This is a genomic window from Virgisporangium ochraceum (genome assembly GCF_016863655.1).
Classification (GTDB): domain Bacteria; phylum Actinomycetota; class Actinomycetes; order Mycobacteriales; family Micromonosporaceae; genus Virgisporangium; species Virgisporangium ochraceum.
The window spans coordinates 1-17,957 of the sequence record NZ_BOPH01000063.1; the positions used below are offsets into that span (position 1 = coordinate 1).

Consider the following 17,957-nt stretch of genomic DNA (forward strand, 5'->3'; position numbering starts at 1 on the left):
GGCGGAGAGGGGGCGCCGTTGGCGCCGACGTGGGTCGTTGAATGCGTTGCGTCACACGGCATCCCGGGAGCAAGCACCACTAGGCGTCGGCGAGCACGCGCTTCAGGCGGCTCGTGGAGATGCCGAGCTGCTTCGCGAGGTCGTCGGTGGTGGCGTCGGGGTCCCGGGCGGCCAGCTCCGCGGCCAGCCGCCGGGTCTCCTCGGCCGGCCGGCCACGGCGTGCGGCCGGCACGCTCGCCCGGCCGGCTGCCGGACCGGCTGCCGGGCCGGGGACGCGGGCGCTCGCGGTCGCCCGGCCGGTGGCGGCCGTCGTGGTCGTGCGGTTGCGGGGACGGGCGGCAGCCAGCCGTTCGCCGATCAGCTCGCCGAGCTGCGGGTCGAGCACCGGCTTCGGCTCCTGGATGGGCTTGGGCTCCACGATCTGCGTCGTCACCGGGCCGTACCCGGACGTGGGCGTCGCTCCGGAGTCCGTGGCGGCCCGTCCCATCTGGGTTTGATCTTCCGGAGGGGACGCGGACCGCAGCCGCCCGGCGAGCTCGACCAGCGACACGCTCGCGACGACGACGAGGCCGTCGACGCTGAGGGGGAGCAGGTAGGGGGCGGCGCCGGTCTCGCCGTAGCGGGCGGCCACACCGGCCATGTGCCAGTAGGAGACCCACGCGGCGATGCCGGCGATCGTCGCGGTGGCGCCGAGGCGCACCGCGGCCAGGGAGCGACGGTGCACCGGGACGCGCGAGATCAGCTCGACGGTGAGCAGCAGCGCGAGCGGCGGCCAGGCGGCGATGGCCTGGGCGATCGGGTTGGGGTCGGCGTGCAGGATGTTCGCCGCGACGCTCGCGGCCACGCCGAGCACGAGGACGGCGCGGACCGCCCACCTGACACGTCGCAACTGGCGGAGAGACACGAGAACTCCTCACGAATCGGATCGGACGGAGTCATCCTCGGCAGGGGTCGCCTGTAGCGCACGCAGCGGCTCCGGCGTGTCGGCGAGGTTGGCGTGGCCGATTACGAAACGATGACAATCGGACACCTTGGTTGCCCTTGGGCGTCACTATCCAGTCCGTGAAGAGTGTGATCGCGTTCCTGCTCCGGATCGCCAACTCCGCGAAGGCGACCGTCGTCACGTTCCTGCTGCTGGTGCTCGCCAGTGCGGTGATCTACAGCTTCCTCGAGCACAAGGGCGTTGGTGACTCCGTGTGGTGGGCGGTCGTGACCGCGACCACGGTCGGTTACGGCGACACGTACCCGACGACGACCGGCGGGCGGATCCTCGCCGGTGTGCTGATCTCGTCGATGGTGCTGCTGGTGGTCCCGCTGATCACGGCGCACTTCGCCAGCAAGCTCATCGTCGACCAGGACGCGTTCCGGCACGAGGAGCAGGAGGAGATCAAGGCCCACCTGCGTTTCATCCGGGCGCACATCGAGTCGCTCAACGCGCGGGACAGCTCTGACCGGCCGGCGGCACCTTGAGGCTGACCAGGTAGTCGTTGACCGCCTTGTTGATGCAGCTCGTCTGCGGGTACGCGGTGTGACCCTCGCCCTCCCAGGTGAGCACCACGCCGACCCCGAGCATGGCCGCCAGCGCCGGCGTCTGCTCGTAGGGCGTGGCCGGGTCGCCCTTGGTGCCGACCACCACGATCGGCGGAGCGCCCTCGGCCTTGCCGGCCGGGTACGGGTCGCGCTTGCCGGGCCACTGCGCGCAGACCAGGTTCAGCGCCGACGACGCCCCGAACAGCGGGTACTTGACCCGCCACTCGGCCTGCAGCTGGCGGGCCCGCTCGACGGTGATGGACTCGTCGTCGTCGGCGCAGTTCACCGCCAGGTTGGCGTCGAACAGGTTCGAGTACTTGCCCTGGGCGTCGCGCTCGGCGTAGCTGTCGGCCAGCTCGAAGATGCCCTTCGGGTTGCCGCGCTGCAGGTCGGACAGCGCACTCGCGAGGTCGGGCCAGCGGGTCTCGCTGTACAGCGACGAGATGATCGCCGTGAACACCCAGCCCGCCGTGGCCCTGCGGCCGCCGGTCTGGCCGACCGGCGCCGTCCGGGCCGCGGCCAGCGCCGTGGTCGCGGCCGCGCGGGCGTCGGGCGCGATCGGGCACTGACCCGCATTGGACGCGCACCAGGTGGAGAAGTTGGTGAACGCCCGCTCGAAGCCCTTGGCCTGGCCCTCCGAGGAGGCGACGCTGCTGATCGTCGGGTCGACGGCGCCGTCGAGCACCAGGGCCCGGATCTTCGTCGGGAACAGCTGGGCGTAGGTGGCGCCGAGGAGGGTGCCGTACGAGTAGCCGAGGTAGGTCAGCTTCTCGTCGCCGACGGCGGCGCGGATCGCGTCCATGTCGCGGGCGGCCTGCTCGGTGGAGAACAGCGGCAGCTGGTCGCCGTACTTGTCGCCGCACGACTGCGCCATCCTCCGGGTGAGGGCCACCAGCTCGTTGAACGCGGCATCGCTCACCGGGTCGGGGTCGAAGCCGAAGTTGGTGTCGAGGTCCTCGTCGGAGAAGCACTCGACGGGGCTCGACTTGCCCACCCCGCGCGGGTCGAACCCGACGATGTCGAACTTCCAGACGATCTCGTTGGGCAGCCCCTGCGACAGGTAGTAGGCCAGGTCGACCCCGGAGCCGCCCGGGCCGCCGGGGTTGACGACCAGGGACCCGATGCGCTGGCTCTGCCGGCTCGACCGGGCCCGCAGCAGCGCGATGTCGAACGTCTTGCCCTGCACCGGGGCGTTCCAGTCCTGGGGGACCTTCATCACGCCGCACTCGAGCGTGACGTTGGGGACGTCGCGGTAGCCCTCGCACGGCCCCCAGGTGGGCGGCGTGACCCCCGCGCTGGCCGACCCGGACGGCGCGGGGTCGCCCGACATCGGTGCGGCCCAGCGGGTGGGCGGCGAGACGCAGCCGGCGAGCATCAACGTCGCTACGGTGACTGCCGCTATCGCCGCCCTGATTCTCACGGTTCAGAGAGTAGCTTTCGGACGGGGCCCACTGCGGCCCCGGCTGCGGCCGGGCCGCCGCGGCCTGGCCGTCAGGCCGTGCCGTCGAGGACCGCGTCGACGTCGATCCGTGACGGGCGGTCGAGCTGCTCGTAGGTGCAGGAGCGCGGCTCGCGGTCGGGGCGCCAGCGCTTGAACTGGGCGGTGTGGCGGAACCGGTCGCCCTCCATCGCGTCGTAGCCGACCTCGACGACCAGCTCCGGCCGGACCGGCACCCAGCTCAGGTCCTTCTTGCCGGTCCAGCGGCTGACGCCGCCGGGCAGCCTGCTCGCCGTGGCCGCCGGCTCCTCTACGTCTCCGCCGGGCTTGAGCGGGTCGAAGGCCTGGCCCACCGGTGCGTGGCCCCACTGCCACGGGTGGGTCTCGGCGGCGTTCTCGCGGTAGGGCGCCAGCTCGTCGACGAGCTCTGCCCGGCGCGCCATCGGGAAGCTCGCCGAGACGCCGACGTGGTGGAGGTTGCCCTCGTCGTCGTACAGGCCGAGCAGCAGGCTGCCGACGATCGGCCCGGACTTGTGCCAGCGGAACCCGGCCACCACGGCGTCGGCGGTGCGGGAGTGCTTGATCTTGAACATCAGCCGCTTGTTGGGCTCGTACAGGATGTCGGCCGGCTTGGCGATGATCCCGTCGAGGCCGGCGCCCTCGAACAGTTCGAACCAGTGCTGCCCGACCTCCGGGTCGGTGCTGACCGGGGTGATGTGCACCGGTGCGGTCGCTGTGGAGAGCGCTTCTTCGAGCTTCTTCCGCCGCTCGGCGAAGGGCTTCTCCATGAGGTTGTCGTCGCCGAGCGCGAGCAGGTCGAACGCGATGAAGCTGGCCGGTGTCTTCTCGGCGAGCATGTTCACGCGGCTCGCGGCGGGGTGGATGCGCTGGCCGAGCATCTCGAAGTCCAGCTTGGGCTTCTGGCCTTCTTCGCGGCGGATCACCACGATTTCTCCGTCTACGACGGATCTTTCGGGTAGCTGGGCTTTCGCCTGTTCCACCACCTCCGGGAAGTAGCGGGTCAACGTCTTCCCGCCCCGGCTGACGAGCTCCACCTCGGCGCCGTCGCGGAACACGATGCAGCGGAACCCGTCCCACTTCGGCTCGTACGACATCCCCTCGGCGGTGGGGATCTTGGCGACGCTCTTCGCGAGCATCGGCTCCACCGGCGGCGCGATAGGTAGCTTCACCTGGCCATCCTCACACGATCCGCACCGGGTGGCGGAACTGAAACGCGAGCAGTCGATCCGCCTGGCCGGCGATGGGCCCGAGGATGTTGTCGAGGCGGAGAAAGGCGTCCCACTCCTCGCCGGGAAGCCTTTCCAGCACCCGCTGTTCGAGACCGGTGACCCGCGCGCCCTTCCACACCTTGTCGGCGAGGCTGACCACGAGGTCCTCGGTCGGCGGGTCGGGGGTGAGCCAGCTCGAGCCGTGCGACCCCGCGAAGCGGGCGAGTTCGTGGGGCACGCCGTAGCTGAGGAGCAGCTCGTAGCCGGCGGGTTCGTGGAGGTGGCCGGGCTGTTCCAGCTCCTCGGGATGGCGCACCTTGCCGATGTCGTGCGTGGCCGCCCCGAACAGCACGGCCGCGCCGTCGAAGCTCATGGCCTCGCCGGCCAGCTCCTCGGTGAGCCGGTGCGCGACGTGGTGGACGGCCCTGAGGTGGGCGGCCAGGCGGGGCGGCGCTTCGAGGGCGTGGAGCAGCTCGACGGCGAGGGCGGGCAGCGGCTCGATCGTGTCGTCGTCGGTCAGTGCCTCCCGGAGCCCCATGCGTTGCGACGGTACTCCGGGGTTTCTTATCAACGACGCTCTATCCGGTGCGGTCTGGGCGGGCTGGGGCGCACTGGATGGAGCGTCGTCGATCGGGATGGGGGTGGTGGGGCCGTGCCGCGCCCGTCGGGCGGTGGATGGGCCGGTCGAACAGGGCGTATCCGGCGCGCTTCCATAAACGACGCTCTATCCGGTGCACCTCGGCGCCCGAAAAGCACACTGAATAGAGCGTCGTCTATGAGGCGGGCCCGGCGTCATCCACAGCACGGACGGTGATGTCCACAGGCGGGATTGGGTACGGCGCCCCGCCCGTTGGGACGCTCTGCGTCGTGAATCAGGCGTTGCGTGACCTGCTGCGGGCGTCCGGAGGGATCATCCACCACGCCGACGCGCTGGCTGTCGTGCCCGGCCACGTGCTGCGGTGGGCGCTCCGGTCGCGGCGGCTCCGGCAGGTGCTGCCGCTCGTGTACGTCGACGCCGACCTCGCCGTCGACTCCGACGTCGTGGCCGCCGCGGCGCTCAGGTACGCGGCGGGGCGTGCCGCGCTCTCCCACACATCGGCGTTGCGGGTGTGGCGGTTGCCCGTACCGCTTCACGGGCCGCTCCACCTCACGGTGGCCGCTCCGGTGCGGCTGCGTGGTTCGCCGGAGGTCCGGGTGCACCGGCGCAACGGGTTCGAACTTGTGCCTCCCCAGGTCGTGGTGAGGGGCGGTTACCCGGTGACGCGGCTGGAGACGTCGATCATCGAAGCGTGGCCGCTCCTGGACCGGGACGCCCAACGGGCGCCCGCCATCCGGGCGGTGGCGGAGCGGCTCACCACCCCGGGACGCCTCTCCGCCGCGCTGGAGGACCACCCCCGGCTCGCGGGACGCCGCGTCCTGACCGGCCTCCTCGGGAAGCTGGCGGTCGGCTGCCGCAGCGAACTGGAGATCTGGGGATACGACCAGGTCTTCCGGACCATCCCCGGCCTGTGCTGGCAGCATCCCGTGAGCCTGTGACACGGCACCGTCTACCTCGACGTCTTCGATCCGGGGACCCGTACGAACTTCGAACTGGACGGCGCCCGGTACCACCTCGACCGGAAGCGGGATCTCCGGCGCGACGCCGCGCTGGCGGCGAGGGGGATCACTGTCGTACGGCTGACACACGATCACCTCAGGGCACCCTCGGCCGACGTGCGACGGGAGGTGATGGCGATCCTCGCGACGCGCCGCCGCGTGGCGTGAGGACGGCGTGAGGACGGGCGGGGCTCGGCCGGGCGGCCTACAGTAGCGGCTGCCGACTTCGACTCGTGGGGGGTGCCGGGTGACCGCGCAGGGCGCGGGTACGCGCTGGTGGCGGCGGGGCCGCGACGAGGCGCTGCTGCGTGCGCGGGACGCGGCGGCCACGGCCGCCACGGCGTTCGTCGAGTTGGACACGCTACAGCGGACCACCGCCCTGCAGGTCGACGCGTTCTCCGCGCTGGAGCGGGGGCCGGCCAGCGCGGTGCTGGCCAGCGAGTGGGCGACGGCGCACGCCGGGGCCGACGGGGCCGCGGCCGGCTACCTGCGGGTCACCGAGCAGTTCGACGTCGAGACCGATCTCACCGAGCGCACCGCGCGTGAGGCGGAGGCGGCGTTGCGTCGCGCGGAGCACGTCATGCGGCAGGCGTTGGCCTCGGTCACGGCGTTCACCGAGCGGCACCGGAGCCGGTTCGCCACCGTCGAGGGGGCGCTCGCCCGTCTCGCCGCGGCCGGACGCGACGCCGACGCCGCCATCGCGGCCGCCCACGCGGCGGTCGCCCGGGCCGACCAGGCCGGCAACCCGGCGCACGAGGCCGCCGCGGCGCTCGCCGAGGCGGAGCGGGCCCGCGCCGTCCTGGCCGAGGGCGCCGCCGCGCACGGGCTCCGCGCGGCGGTCGAGGCCGCCGACACCGTCCTCGCGGCCGCCGCCCGGGCGCGGATGCTCGCCGACACGATTCAGGAGCAGCGTGACGAGGTGAGCAGGGCGCTCGCGTCGGCCAGAACCCGGTACGACGCGGTGGCGAACCGCCGCCAGCGCCTGGACGAGACGCTCAGCTCACTGCGTCGGACGTTCGTCACCAGCTCCTACGCCGATGTCGAGGGGCGGCCCGCGGAGGCCGACGCCGGCCTGGCCACGGCGCGGCACCAGCTCGCCGAGGCCGAGCGGCAGCTGGTCCGGCGCAACCTGCCGGCCGCCCGGTCCGCCGTCGCCACGGCGCGCGACGCGCTCGACGCGGCGGGTAACGCCGTCGACGCGGTGACGCAGCGGCACACGCTGCTCCAGGAGCTGAAGCGCGACCCGCAGGAGGCGGTGCGCAAGGCCCGGTTCGAGGTGCGCGAGGCGCAGAAGCTGTTCGTGTTCATGGGACCGAAGGTCGACCAGCGGTACGCGACCCAGCTCGACTCGCTGGTGCGCCGGGTCTCGACCGCCGAGGAGGGGTTCGCGGCGCCGCGTCCCGATTTCTGGCGGCTCGACCGCGACCTCGCCCGCATCCGCGACGAGACCGCCGACGTGGTCCGCAGGCTTCGGGGCAGCTGAGGGGGGAAGCTAAAGCGTTAGGGAGTGGGCTCACAGGTACGGGCGTGGCGTGATTAGGGTTGGTGACGTGGCAGGGGCGGGATTTCGGCTGGGGGTCGACTTCGGTACGACCAACACCGTCGCCGTGCTCGCCACTCCGGCCGGCGCCATGCGGCAGCTGCTGGTCGACGGTGCGCCCGTCCTCCCGTCGGCCGTCTGCCTGACCCGCGACCGCCGGCTGCTGGTCGGCCGCGACGCCCTGCACGCGGCGCGCTCGGCGCCCGAGGGCTTCGACCCGAATCCGAAGCGGCGCATCGACGCCCGGTCGGTGCGGCTCGGCGGCGTCGACGTGGCGGTGGTCGACATGATCACCGCGGTGCTCCAGCGGGTCGTCGGCGAGGCGCGCCGGGTGGCCGGCGGGCCGATCCAGGGCGCGACGCTCACGTATCCCGCGGGATGGGACCGCAACCGGTGCGCCGTTCTGCAGGCGGCCGCGGGGCGGGCTGGCCTCGGTCCCGTGACGCTTGTGCCCGAACCCGTAGCGGCCGGCTGGTCGTTCCTGCACACGCCCGACCACGACGTGCCGGTCGGCTCGTCGGTGGTGGTCTACGACTTCGGCGCCGGCACCTTCGACGCGTCGGTGGTGCGGCGCACGCCCACCGGGTTCGAGGTGCTCGCCAGCGACGGCCTCACCGACACCGGCGGCATCAACATCGACGCCGCGATCGTCGGGTACCTCGGCACCGTGTACGGCCCGCAGGACCGGGCCGCGTGGCAGCGGCTGGTGGAGCCGTTGACGCCGGGCGACCTCAGGTCGTCGATCCTTCTCTGGGACGACGTACGCGCCGGCAAGGAGATGCTGTCGCGGCAACCGGCGACGCTCATGCACGTCCCCATCTTCGAAACCGACGCCCCGCTCGGCCGCGAGCAGTTCAACGAGCTGGCCCGGCCGATCCTGGTCCGCACCGTCGAGGCGGCGCGGGCGGTGATCGCGCAGGCCCGCGTGGCGCCCGACAGCATCGCCGGGCTGTTCCTGGTGGGCGGGTCGAGCCGCATCCCGCTGGCGGCGACCCTGCTGCACCAGCAGCTGGGCATCCCGCCGACGGTGATCGAGTCGCCGGAGCTCGCGGTGGCCGAGGGCAGCCTGCGGTCGTCGGGCGCGGTCGCGGCCGCCCGGCCGCACGAGCGGGTCGACCTGATGCGCGGCGGCCCGTACGCCGCGACGCCCGGCGGCTTCCAGACCGGTCCGACCAACGCGCCGGCGTATGCGGGCCAGCCGGGTGGGTACCAGGCCGGCCCGGCGTACGCGTCCGGCCCCGCGACGGGGTACGCGACCGGTCCGGTGCAGGGGTACCAGGCCGGGCCGTCGTACCAGTCGGGGCCGGGTGGCTACTCGCCCGGGCCGGCGGGGTCGCCCGGGTACCAGCCCGGCCCTGGTCAGGGTCCGGCACAGGGCCCGGGGCAGGGCCCGGGGCAGGGTCCGGGACACGGCCCGGGGCAGGGTCCGGGACACGGGCAGGGTCCTGCACAGCGCCCGGGGCAGGGATCGCCGCAGGGTCCCGGGCAGGGTCCGCCGCAGCGGCAGGCGCCGCCCGCCGGGCCGCAGCCGATCTGGGCGTCGACGGGCACCGTGACGCCCGCGCCGCCTACCCGACCCGAGCCGTCGCGACAGGAGCCGCCCCGCCGCGGCGAGCCGGGTCCGGCGCGCCCCGCCCAGGGCGGTGGCGGCGACGGTGGACGGCGTACGCCGCCGGCCGACCGCACCGCGCCACTGTGGCCGAGCTCCGGTCCGCCGGCGCCCCCGGCCGGTGGCGAACGGTCGCGGCCGCTCCCGGGCGACGAGCCCACCGGAATGTGGCGCGTCCCCACCGACGGGTCCCGGCCCGCCGGCCCGGCGGGCTCGCCGGCCGACCGGCCGGACGCCGGTCGGCCCGCTTCCGACCGGCCCGCCTCAGACCAGCCCGCCTCAGACCGGTCCGACGCCGACCGGCCGGTCGCCGACGAGCCGATCCCCGACGAGGTGCCGTTCGAGCCGCCGCCGCTGCCCGATGCGTCCCGCCCGCTGCCGCCGACCACGGCGCCGGCCGCGGAGGACGACGACGATGACTTCGAGTTCCCCGACGAGGAGTTCCCCGACGCCGCGGCCGGCGTGATCTGGGCGGGCAACGTCGCACCGGCACCGCCCCGACCGGCCCGCGAGCCCGTCCGCGAACCGGTCCGCGAACCCGCCGCCCGCGAGCCCGCGCCTCCGTTCACCCACCCCGACCGGGAGCAGCGAGACCGGGAGCAGCGAGACCGCGCCGCACCGACCGCCGCCGGCAGGGCCAGCCCGACCACCGGCTCGATCGGCCGGGCCACGCCGCCGGCCGCGTCGCGGGCCACACCCTCGATGCCGCCCGCCGCACCGCCGCCACCCGCGACGCCGCCGCGGGTGCAGAACCCGGTGTCCGGGTCGATCGCCGAGCCGGCCGCCGACCCGACCGCGGAGCAGGAGGAGCTGCGGCGGGCGATCAGCTCGGTCCGCACCCGCATCGACGTGGTGGAGCACCACCTCACCAAGCTCGACGACGCGCTCAGCACGATGCGCCGCCGGTTCGTGCACGGCACGTTCCGCGACATCGAGCCGATGCAGCCGCGCGCCGCCCGCCAGTTCCGCACGGCGAAGGAGATGTTCTCGATCGCCGAGCGGCGGGCCGCCAGCGGCGACTGGCCGCTGGTTCGCACGGCGATCGCCGACACGCGCCGGTCGCTGGAGGAGGTCACGGCCGCCGTAGCGGAGGTCACCGGCCGGCTGGCGACGCTGGAGAAGCTCGCCGAGGACCCGAAGGGTCCGGTGGATCGGGCGAAGTTCGTGGTGCGCGACGCCCAGCGGCTGTTCCAGATGCTCTCGCCGGGCGTGCCGGCCGAGTTCGGCCAGCGGCTCGACGACCTGGGTCGACGGGCCGAGGCCGCGGCCCGCGCGGCGGCGGTTCCGCGCCCCAACTACTGGGAGCTGCACAACGAGGTCACCGCGATCAAGGACGAGACCCAGGCGACGATCGTCGCGATGCGGGCGGCGCGAGCCTAGAAGCGCGCGAACGACCGGACCGGCATCCGGGGCCCGAACCTCGGTGCCGCGTACCCGCCCATGCCCAGCATCGCCACGACGCGGCCGCGGTGGCCGCGGAACGGCTCCAGCAGCTCGAGCATCCGCTCGTCGGTGCCGCGCGGCTCACCGGCCAGCGCCCACGCCACCACGTTCTTGTGGTGGTAGTCGCCGACGCTCACCGCGTCGCCGTCGCCGAACGCGATGCGCACGACCTCGGCGGCCGTCCACACGCCGATGCCGGGCACGGAGGTCAGCAGCTTCGTCGCCACCACCGAATCGGTGGCCTTCTCCAGCCGGGCCGCGAACGCCGCCGCGCGACGGACCGTGTCGGCCCGCTTCTGCTCGACGCCCCACGGGTGGAACTGCCAGTACGGCGTCGCCGCGACGTCGGCGGGGTCGGGCGGCATCATCAGCCGCGCCGGTGCCGGGCCCGGTACCGGCACCGCGAAGTGCCGCAGCAGGGCCCGGTAGCCGCGGCCGGCCTCGGTGCCGGTCACCTTCTGGCCGAGGATCGCCGCGACCACGTGGTGGAACAGCCGGCCGGTGGCCGGGATGCGCACCCCGGAGAACGTGCGCGCCAGCTTCCGCACGAGCGGGTGGTCGAACGCGGCCAGCCCGCTCACGTCGTCCCGTAGCCCCGCGATCGCGTCGGCCCGCGACAGCAACCACGACGCGCCCGGCCCGTAGGCCCACACGCATAGAGCGCCGCTTACGAGGCGCAGTCGCACCGAGCCCGGCCCGTCCGGCGTCCGCGTCGCCCACCAGGCCTCGCGGTCGCCCAGGAACAGCGTGGGGTCGGTCGGCACCACCGACAGGTAGCGCATCGAGCGCACCAGGTCGTAGCGCTCGGGCACCTCCAACGACAGGTCAGACACCCGCCGGCTCCCGGTGGGCGGCGAGCGTGAGCGCCCGGTGCAGGAGCCGCCCGTCGCCGAGCATGGTGCGCAGCCGGCGCTCCAGACCCGCGATCGGCACCAGGTTCTGCGGCGCGCGCGGGTCCTTGTAGGACGTGGCGGCGAAGCGCGGCAGCGTGACCATCGACAGGTCGGCCAGCGCGATCGCGGCCTGCGCCGGCAGCTCCACCGAGCACTCGATGCGGGCGAGGTTGCTCCACGGCGCGCCGGACTGACCGGGGAGCCGCAGGTACCAGGTGTACTGCTCCCACCGCGTCCCGAGCTTGAACACCGGGGTGCGCTGCCCGGCCTTCAGCGCCGTGACCACCGACAGCGGCCGGCCGTTGAGGTACCGCTTCTCGTGGCTCTTGATGTACCCGAGCATCCGGGAGATCCCGGCCCGTCCGCGCAGCGGCCCGTCGGCGACCAGCAGCTCGTCGGCGGTGGACTCGTCACGCGACTCGGCCAGCACCGACGACTCGAGCGCCTGCAGGTGCTGCTGCACCGCGGCCGACATCGCCATCAGCTCGCCGCTCTTCGCCGGCAGCACCGGGTACCGGCCGGCCGACGTCACCAGCGCGGGCGCCCCGCCGGTGAACGGCGTGAACACCCCCCGCTGGACCCGTGCGGTGACGACCTCCGCGGTCGCCCGGCGCAGGTCGCACCGCACCACGCCGGCCGCGTAGGAGGCGGCGAGCCCGGGCAGCACCGTGGTCTCGTCGCCCACCCAGACGCGGGCGTCGGTGCGGCGCACGCCGTCGACCAGCAGCGCCACGTCAGGCGCGCGCACGTCGAGCGGCGCCGAGCGGGGCTCCCACGACTCGGCCGGGATCTCGACGTCGAGGTCCAGGGTGGCCTCCGACGACGAGGAGGGCGCACCCCCGCCGAAGTCGGCGCTCTCGACCGCCGCCCCGTAGGTCGGGTCCCACGCCTCCACGAAGAGCTTCACAGTGCCGTCCGTTCCACGCGCGCCGTCCGCGCGTCGCGACTGACCTCGAACCGTACCGGGATCCGCTCGGCGAGCGCCCGGACGTGCGTCACCACGCCCACCATGCGGTCGCCGCGGGCGGCGAGGTTCTCCAGGGTGGCCGCGACCGTGTCGAGGGTGGCGCCGTCGAGCGTGCCGAAGCCCTCGTCGAGCACGATCGACTCCAGCGACGCCGTGCCGGCCGACATGCCGGCCAGCTGCTCCGACAGCGCGAGCGCCAGCGCCAGCGACGCCTGGAACGTCTCGCCGCCGCTCAGGGTGCGCACCGCCCGCCGCAGCCCGGCGTCGTGGTGGTCGACGACGTGGAACTCGCCCCGCTGGTGCCCGAGGTCGTACTGCCCGCCGCTCAGCTCGCGCAGGATCCGCGAGGCGCCGGCCACCAGCGCGTCGAGGGCCTCGGCGAGCAGCCAGCGCTCGAACCGGTCGGCCCGCAGGTGGGTGGCCAGGGTCCGGGCCACCTGGGCGTCCTTCTCGTGGGCGGCCCGGTCCCCGCGCAGCTTCGACGCCTCGGCGATGCGCTCCTCGATGCGGCGCTGGGCCGCCTCGGCCCGTTCGACGGCCACGGCGGCGGCCCGCGCGTAGTCGCCCGCCGGCGCCGGCAGCCCCGCGTCCTCGAACAGCGCCACCAGCGCGGTCCGGGCCGCGGCCACGGCGGCGTCGGCTCCGTCGAGGGCCGTCGCGGCCGTCGCGCGCGCGGCGCGGCGGGTGTCGGACTCGGCGACCGCCCAGTCGCCCAGCGCCGCCCAGGCGCCGGCCAGGTCGTCGCGGTCGGCGGGTGGTGGGCCGAACGGTGCCAGCCCGTCGCGGACGGTGTCGAAGTCGCGCCAGGCGGACCGGACGGCGGCGTCGGCCGCCTCGGCGGCGGACACGGCCGACCGGGCGGCGGTGCGGGCCCGGCGCACGGCGGTTGTCGCGTCGTCGCAGGCCTTGCGCTTGGCGTCGAGTTCGGCGAGGGACCGCTTGAGCGCGGCCGCGTCGGGTGCTCCGGCGAGCTGGCTGTCCAGTGTGGACATCCGCCGTGCCAACGCCTCCGACTGTGCCTTCGCCCCGGCGACGGCCCGGTCGAGGTCACGCAGCGCGGCCGACCGCTTCTCCACGAGCGCGGCGGCCGTGTCGGCCTGCTTGCGCGCGACCACGCCGGCCGCCTTCGCCGCCTCGGCCGCGTGCCCGGCCCCGGCCGTCGGCAGCGCCGAGACCTTCTGCTCGCACACCGGGCAGGGCTCGCCCAGCCTGAGGTGCGGGCGCAGCTCACCGGCCCGGTCGAGCGCGAGTGCGGTCTGGTACGCCTCGCGGGCCTCCTCCAGCGCCTGCTGGGCCTTCGTCGCGGCCGCCCGCGCCGCGTCGACGGCGCCCTCCGCGTCGGCGTGCTCCTTCGCCGCGGCGCCCAGCTGCTTGTCGAGGGCCTTCGCCTCGCGTTCGACCTTGGCCCGCTCGGCGTGGGCGTCGAGCCAGCGGCGCTGGGCGGCCGGGTCGCCGGCGGCGGCCAGCTCGGCGCGTAGCTTCTCCTCGTGCTCCTCGGCCGCGGTCACCGCCGCCGAGGCCTCGGCGGCCACGGCGCGTGCGTCGACCACCGTCCTGGTGAGGCCGTCGACGGCGCCGGGCTTCCGCACCGCGGCGAGGCGCGCGATCTCCGTGTCGAGGGACTCCAGGGCGGCGCGGGCCTCCGTCGCCCCGCGCTCGGCGTCGGCGAGTTGCGGTAGTGCCCGGTCGACCTCCACCGCGAGATGACGCACGTTCCCAACGCGGGTCACGGAGGCCTGCCTGGCCTCCTCGGTCGCGTCGGCGTAGGAGACGAGCAGCCCGTCGACCGCCTTCAGCTTCACGTCGGCCTCGGCGGCGACCGCGCCGGCCTTCTCCCGCACCCGGCCGTAGATCTCCAGCCCCAGCAGGTTGACCAGGATCTTCTGCCGGTCGGCGGGCTTGGCGTGCAGGAAGGCGGCGAACTCGCCCTGCGGCAGCACCACGCACTTGGTGAACTGCTCGTAGGGCAGGCCGACGACGTCGGCGACGGCCTGGTCGACCTCGCTGGGGGTGCCGGCGAGCACGTCGCCGAGTTCGCCGTCTCCGGCGTTCCCGTCGGAGTCGAAGCGGCTGAGGTCGAAGCCGCGCGGCAGGGCCTCCATGCCGGCCTGGCGGGTGGTCACCGCGCCCTTGCCGTCGCGCCGGACCACCCGGGTGAGCACGTACCGGGCGCCGGCGGTCTCGAACACCAGCCGCACCCGGCCCTCGGTGACGCTGGGCGCGAGCGCGTTGCCGATCGCCGTCCGGTTGCCCCACCGCGGCACGGTGCCGTAGAGCGCGAAGCAGATCGCGTCGAGGATCGTGGACTTGCCGGCGCCGGTCGGGCCGACCAGCGCGAAGAAGTCGGTGTCGGTGAAGTCGACGGTCGTGGGCTCGCGGAACACCGTGAACCCCGCGAGGTCGAGCCGCAGCGGTCGCATCAGCCCACCTCGTCGTAGAGCTTGCCGAAGAGCGCGAGCGTGGCCTCGTCGGCGTGCCCGCGGCTGGTGAGGTACTCGGTGAACAGGTCCTGCGGCGAGCGGCCGGCGCGGGTGGCGTCCGGCCGGTCGGTGGTGGTCTCGGGCAGCATCGCCGGGTCGATGCGCACCTCCAGGGCCCGCGGCAGCATGGCCTGCACCTCTTCGCGCAGGCCGGCGCGGGGCTGTTCGCGCACGAAGACCCGTAGCCACGAGCCGTCGTCGGGGAAGTTCTCCAGGTCGGCGAGCGTGCCCCGGATCGTGCGCAGCCGGGTCGCCGCGGTGATCTCCACGGTGCGGACCTTGGCCGCGGTGTCCTTCGTGACGTCGACGATCGACACGCCGGGCAGGTTCTCGGTCTCGCCGAAGTCGATCGCGAGCGGGCTGCCGCTGTAGTGCACCGTGCTGGGGCCGGGCACGGTCTGCGCGCGGTGCAGGTGCCCGAGCGCCACGAAGTGCGCCGCCTGCGGAAACACCGTGACCGGCACCGCGTACCCCATGATCGTGTGTGCCTCCCGCTCGCCGCCGCCCTGGGTGGCGCCGAGCACGGTGAGATGGGTGGTGATCAGGTTGACGCTGTCGTTCGTGAACGCGGCCTTCGTCAGCGTCTCGAGAAGGCGGGAGATGTGGTCGGCGTAGGTCTGGGTCGCCTCGGCGTCGGTGAGCTCGAACATCTCCGACGCGCGCACCGCGAACCGCTGCGACAGGAACGGCAGCGCGACCAGCCGCCACTCCTCGCCGCCCGCGGTCGTCCCGGAGACGATCAGGTCCTTCGGGTTGGCGCTCACGGCGCCGCGCAGGGTGATGCCGGCGGCCTCGGCCCACGGCCGCAGCGCGTCGAGGGCGGGACCGTTGTCGTGGTTGCCGCCGATCGCCACCACCTCGGCGCCGGTGCCCTTCAACGCCGACAGGGCCCGGGTGACGACCTTGGTGGCGTCGGCGGTGGGGCTGGCCGTGTCGTACAGGTCGCCGGCGACGATCACCAGGTCGGGCCGCTCCGCGCGGGCGACCTCGACGATCTGGCCCAGGGCCTTGATCTGCTCGTCGAGGCGGGCCTGCCCCTTGAGCACCTTCCCGACGTGCCAGTCCGACGTGTGCAGCAGCCTCACGCGCGTCCCTTCTAGAACGGAATGTCGTCGTCGCTGAGGCCGCCGACGGCCGCGCCCACGACGGCGAACGGGTCCTTCGCCTGCACGATCGAGCGCAGCGCGCTCACCGGCGGTTCGCCGGCCTCGCCCGGACGCGTCGCCCAGCCCGGGAACGGGAACTCGATGCACAGCGGCACCGGGATGTCGGGCTGGCTAAGGAACATGGTGCCGGGCTTGGCGATCAGTGCCCGCTGGCGCTGCGCCGGCGGGAGGAAGCCGTACTCGGTGCGGCTGGCCTCGCTCGGGTCGAGCCGGCCGACCACCTTGATCGCCGCGTTGGTGACGATGCGCCGCTCGACCTCGCTGGCGGTCTGCTGGCAGCCGATGAGGACTACGCCGAGCGACCGTCCCCGCTCGGCGATGTCGAGGAGCACGTCCTTGATCGGCGACGCGCCCTCCCGCGGCGCGTACTTGTTGAGCTCGTCGAGCACCACGAACAGCAGCGGCTTCGCGGTGCCCGACTTCTCCTTGTTCTCGAACTCCGTCTTCAGCGTGACCCCGACGACGAACCGCTGCGCCCGGTCGGGCAGGTTGTGCAGGTCGACGACAGTGAGCTGGGCGCTCTCGGCGGTGTTGATCGAGTGCGGGCGCCGCTGCGCGAGGTCGCCCCGGATCAACCGGCTGAGGTCGCGCTTGCTGTTGATCAACCTGCGGGCGAAGGCGTTCACGGTGCCCAGACCGACCGCGGTGCCGGTCCAGGCGAAGCGGGTGCTCTCGTCGCCGAGCTGCTCGACGAGGTGGTCGACCAGGTGCTCGTAGCTCGCGATGCGCACACCCTCGAGCGTGATCGCGCCCTCGGCGGGCGCCGCCACCTTCTTGAGGTGGGCCGTGACCGAGTGGACGACCATCGTGTACTGCTGCCGCTCGTCGTCGGCGTCGGCGAAGACGTAGGGCAGCAGCCCCTTGTCGCAGAACTCCGCGAGCGTCCAGTAGAACGGGTCGACCCCGGCGAGCCGGCTGCTCACGTCGGGCGTGGCGTCGTTGGCGCCGGCCCGCGGCGGCGCGTAGACCCGCACGTCGGGGAACGGGCCGGCGGGCAGGCCGAGGCGGGCGTAGCTCGCGCGGGTCGCGTCGTCGAGCTTCGCGTTCGGGTGGTCGAGGAACAGCAGGTCCTCGCCCTTGACGTTGAAGATCAACGCCTTGGTGTTGGCGCTCTCGCCGGCGCCGCCGAGCACGCCGCTGCGCAGCATCGAGTACATCAGGAACGTGGCGAAGCTGGTCTTGGTGGCTACGCCGGAAATTCCGGAAATACTGACATGGGCGCCTCTTTGGCCGTCGATGAAGTCGGCGTTGAGGAACAGCGGCTCGCCGTCGCGGCCGAAGCCGATCGGCACCTGCCGGTCCATGCGGTCGAAGTAGAGCGCCTGGGCGCGGGCCTTGTCCCTGGCCCGGTGCACGACCGCGCCCGGCCGCGGCGGCACGTACACCTCGGGCGTCACCCGGGTGGTGGTGATCTCGGCCGCCTCCTGGATCTGGGCCGGGAGGGTGCCGTCGGCGATCGCGAACACGTCGGAGTCGAACGCCGCGCCCTCGTGCCGAGCCCGCACGGCGGTGACCACGCCGGCGATGTTCACCGTGGACCCGTCGGGCAGCTCCCGGTGGGTCACCACCACGTCGTCGAGCTGGAGGTACGCACCAGGTGCGACGGCCACCCAGAACTGCAACGGAGTGGCGTCGGAGGTCCCCAGCACCCGTCCGACCGGGTCACCGTCGCCGTCCGGCTTCGCAGCCTCTGGGTCCACGACGCCTCCAAGATCGCACGTACGTTCGCATTGCATCCTGCCTCAGTGCGCCAGGTAACCGGCGGAGGCACTCCGCGCATCCCCCCGATCGGCGTCGATCTTGCACTCGTGGCCCCCACCAAATACCCCTAAACGCGGAGGAAAGGGCGGCCACAACTGCAAGATCGACGCGCGGTGGCGGCGACGCGCGACGGTAGGGCGGCGCCGGCGGACGGCCCTGGCGGGGCAGTGGGGCGAGGGCGGCCCCGGCAGGCGGGGCGGCGGCCGGTGAGCGGGGCGGCCCGGTGGGGGCGGCGGCCCTAGTGTCCTGAGTCGTTGATCCGTATGCAGTCGTGGTGGTCACTGTGCGTTTGGACGCTCTGTCTT

General features: G+C 73.8%; 13 protein-coding genes and 1 pseudogene. 5 read left to right on the plus strand and 9 right to left on the minus strand.

What is annotated here, in order from left to right; translation table 11 throughout:
* Positions 1–79: 79 nt before the first annotated feature.
* Entirely contained in the window at positions 80–904 is an 825-nt protein-coding gene (locus Voc01_RS53215) for a DUF2637 domain-containing protein (protein WP_239160403.1), read from the minus strand.
* Positions 905–1,062: 158 nt separating this feature from the next.
* On the opposite strand from Voc01_RS53215, the gene Voc01_RS22550 reads away from it, so the two are divergent.
* Positions 1,063–1,470, plus strand: a complete 408-nt coding sequence (locus Voc01_RS22550; protein ID WP_239160404.1) for a potassium channel family protein — start codon at positions 1,063–1,065, stop codon at positions 1,468–1,470.
* Here the strand turns inward: Voc01_RS22550 and Voc01_RS22555 are convergent.
* The 3 genes from Voc01_RS22555 to Voc01_RS22565 form a co-directional block, all read right to left on the minus strand.
* Complete coding sequence (locus tag Voc01_RS22555) at positions 1,430–2,905, minus strand: alpha/beta hydrolase (protein WP_203929506.1); 1,476 nt, start codon at positions 2,903–2,905, stop codon at positions 1,430–1,432. The two genes, Voc01_RS22550 and Voc01_RS22555, sit on opposite strands and share 41 nt — an antisense overlap.
* A gap of 116 nt (positions 2,906–3,021) precedes the next feature.
* Positions 3,022–4,158: an ATP-dependent DNA ligase gene (locus Voc01_RS22560; protein WP_203929496.1), complete on the minus strand. Its 1,137-nt coding sequence runs from the start codon at positions 4,156–4,158 to the stop codon at positions 3,022–3,024.
* 10 nt (positions 4,159–4,168) lie between these two features.
* Positions 4,169–4,735: an HD domain-containing protein gene (locus Voc01_RS22565; protein WP_203929497.1), complete on the minus strand. Its 567-nt coding sequence runs from the start codon at positions 4,733–4,735 to the stop codon at positions 4,169–4,171.
* Between the two features lie 329 nt (positions 4,736–5,064).
* Here Voc01_RS22565 and Voc01_RS22570 point away from each other — a divergent pair, with 329 nt between their 5' ends.
* The 4 genes and pseudogenes from Voc01_RS22570 to Voc01_RS22585 all read left to right on the plus strand — a co-directional run bounded on the left by Voc01_RS22570 (position 5,065) and on the right by Voc01_RS22585 (position 10,322).
* Positions 5,065–5,733, plus strand: coding sequence for a hypothetical protein (locus Voc01_RS22570; protein ID WP_203929498.1), 669 nt, complete (start codon positions 5,065–5,067; stop codon positions 5,731–5,733).
* 51 nt (positions 5,734–5,784) lie between these two features.
* A pseudogene (locus tag Voc01_RS54665) lies at positions 5,785–5,961 on the plus strand (DUF559 domain-containing protein); the annotation flags it as partial.
* 79 nt (positions 5,962–6,040) lie between these two features.
* Complete coding sequence (locus tag Voc01_RS22580) at positions 6,041–7,276, plus strand: hypothetical protein (protein WP_203929499.1); 1,236 nt, start codon at positions 6,041–6,043, stop codon at positions 7,274–7,276.
* A gap of 67 nt (positions 7,277–7,343) precedes the next feature.
* Complete coding sequence (locus tag Voc01_RS22585; protein ID WP_203929500.1) at positions 7,344–10,322, plus strand: Hsp70 family protein; 2,979 nt, start codon at positions 7,344–7,346, stop codon at positions 10,320–10,322.
* Here the strand turns inward: Voc01_RS22585 and Voc01_RS22590 are convergent.
* Genes Voc01_RS22590 through Voc01_RS22610 form a run of 5 tightly spaced genes read right to left on the minus strand, consistent with a single transcriptional unit; the run spans position 10,319 to position 17,591 of the window.
* Positions 10,319–11,167 (minus strand): DNA-3-methyladenine glycosylase family protein, encoded by an 849-nt coding sequence (locus Voc01_RS22590; RefSeq protein ID WP_239160405.1) that lies wholly within the window; start codon positions 11,165–11,167, stop codon positions 10,319–10,321. The genes Voc01_RS22585 and Voc01_RS22590 overlap by 4 nt on opposite strands.
* A 43-nt stretch (positions 11,168–11,210) precedes the next feature.
* Positions 11,211–12,185 (minus strand): hypothetical protein, encoded by a 975-nt coding sequence (locus Voc01_RS22595; protein ID WP_203929502.1) that lies wholly within the window; start codon positions 12,183–12,185, stop codon positions 11,211–11,213.
* Entirely contained in the window at positions 12,182–14,665 is a 2,484-nt protein-coding gene (locus tag Voc01_RS22600) for an AAA family ATPase (RefSeq protein ID WP_203929503.1), read from the minus strand. The genes Voc01_RS22595 and Voc01_RS22600 overlap by 4 nt, the downstream gene beginning before the upstream one ends.
* On the minus strand, positions 14,665–15,810 hold the full coding sequence (locus Voc01_RS22605; protein WP_203929504.1) for an exonuclease SbcCD subunit D: 1,146 nt from the start codon (positions 15,808–15,810) through the stop codon (positions 14,665–14,667). Before Voc01_RS22605 ends, Voc01_RS22600 begins: the two co-directional genes overlap by 1 nt.
* An 11-nt stretch (positions 15,811–15,821) precedes the next feature.
* Positions 15,822–17,591: an ATP-binding protein gene (locus Voc01_RS22610; RefSeq protein WP_373873849.1), complete on the minus strand. Its 1,770-nt coding sequence runs from the start codon at positions 17,589–17,591 to the stop codon at positions 15,822–15,824.
* Between the last annotated feature and the right edge of the window lie 366 nt (positions 17,592–17,957).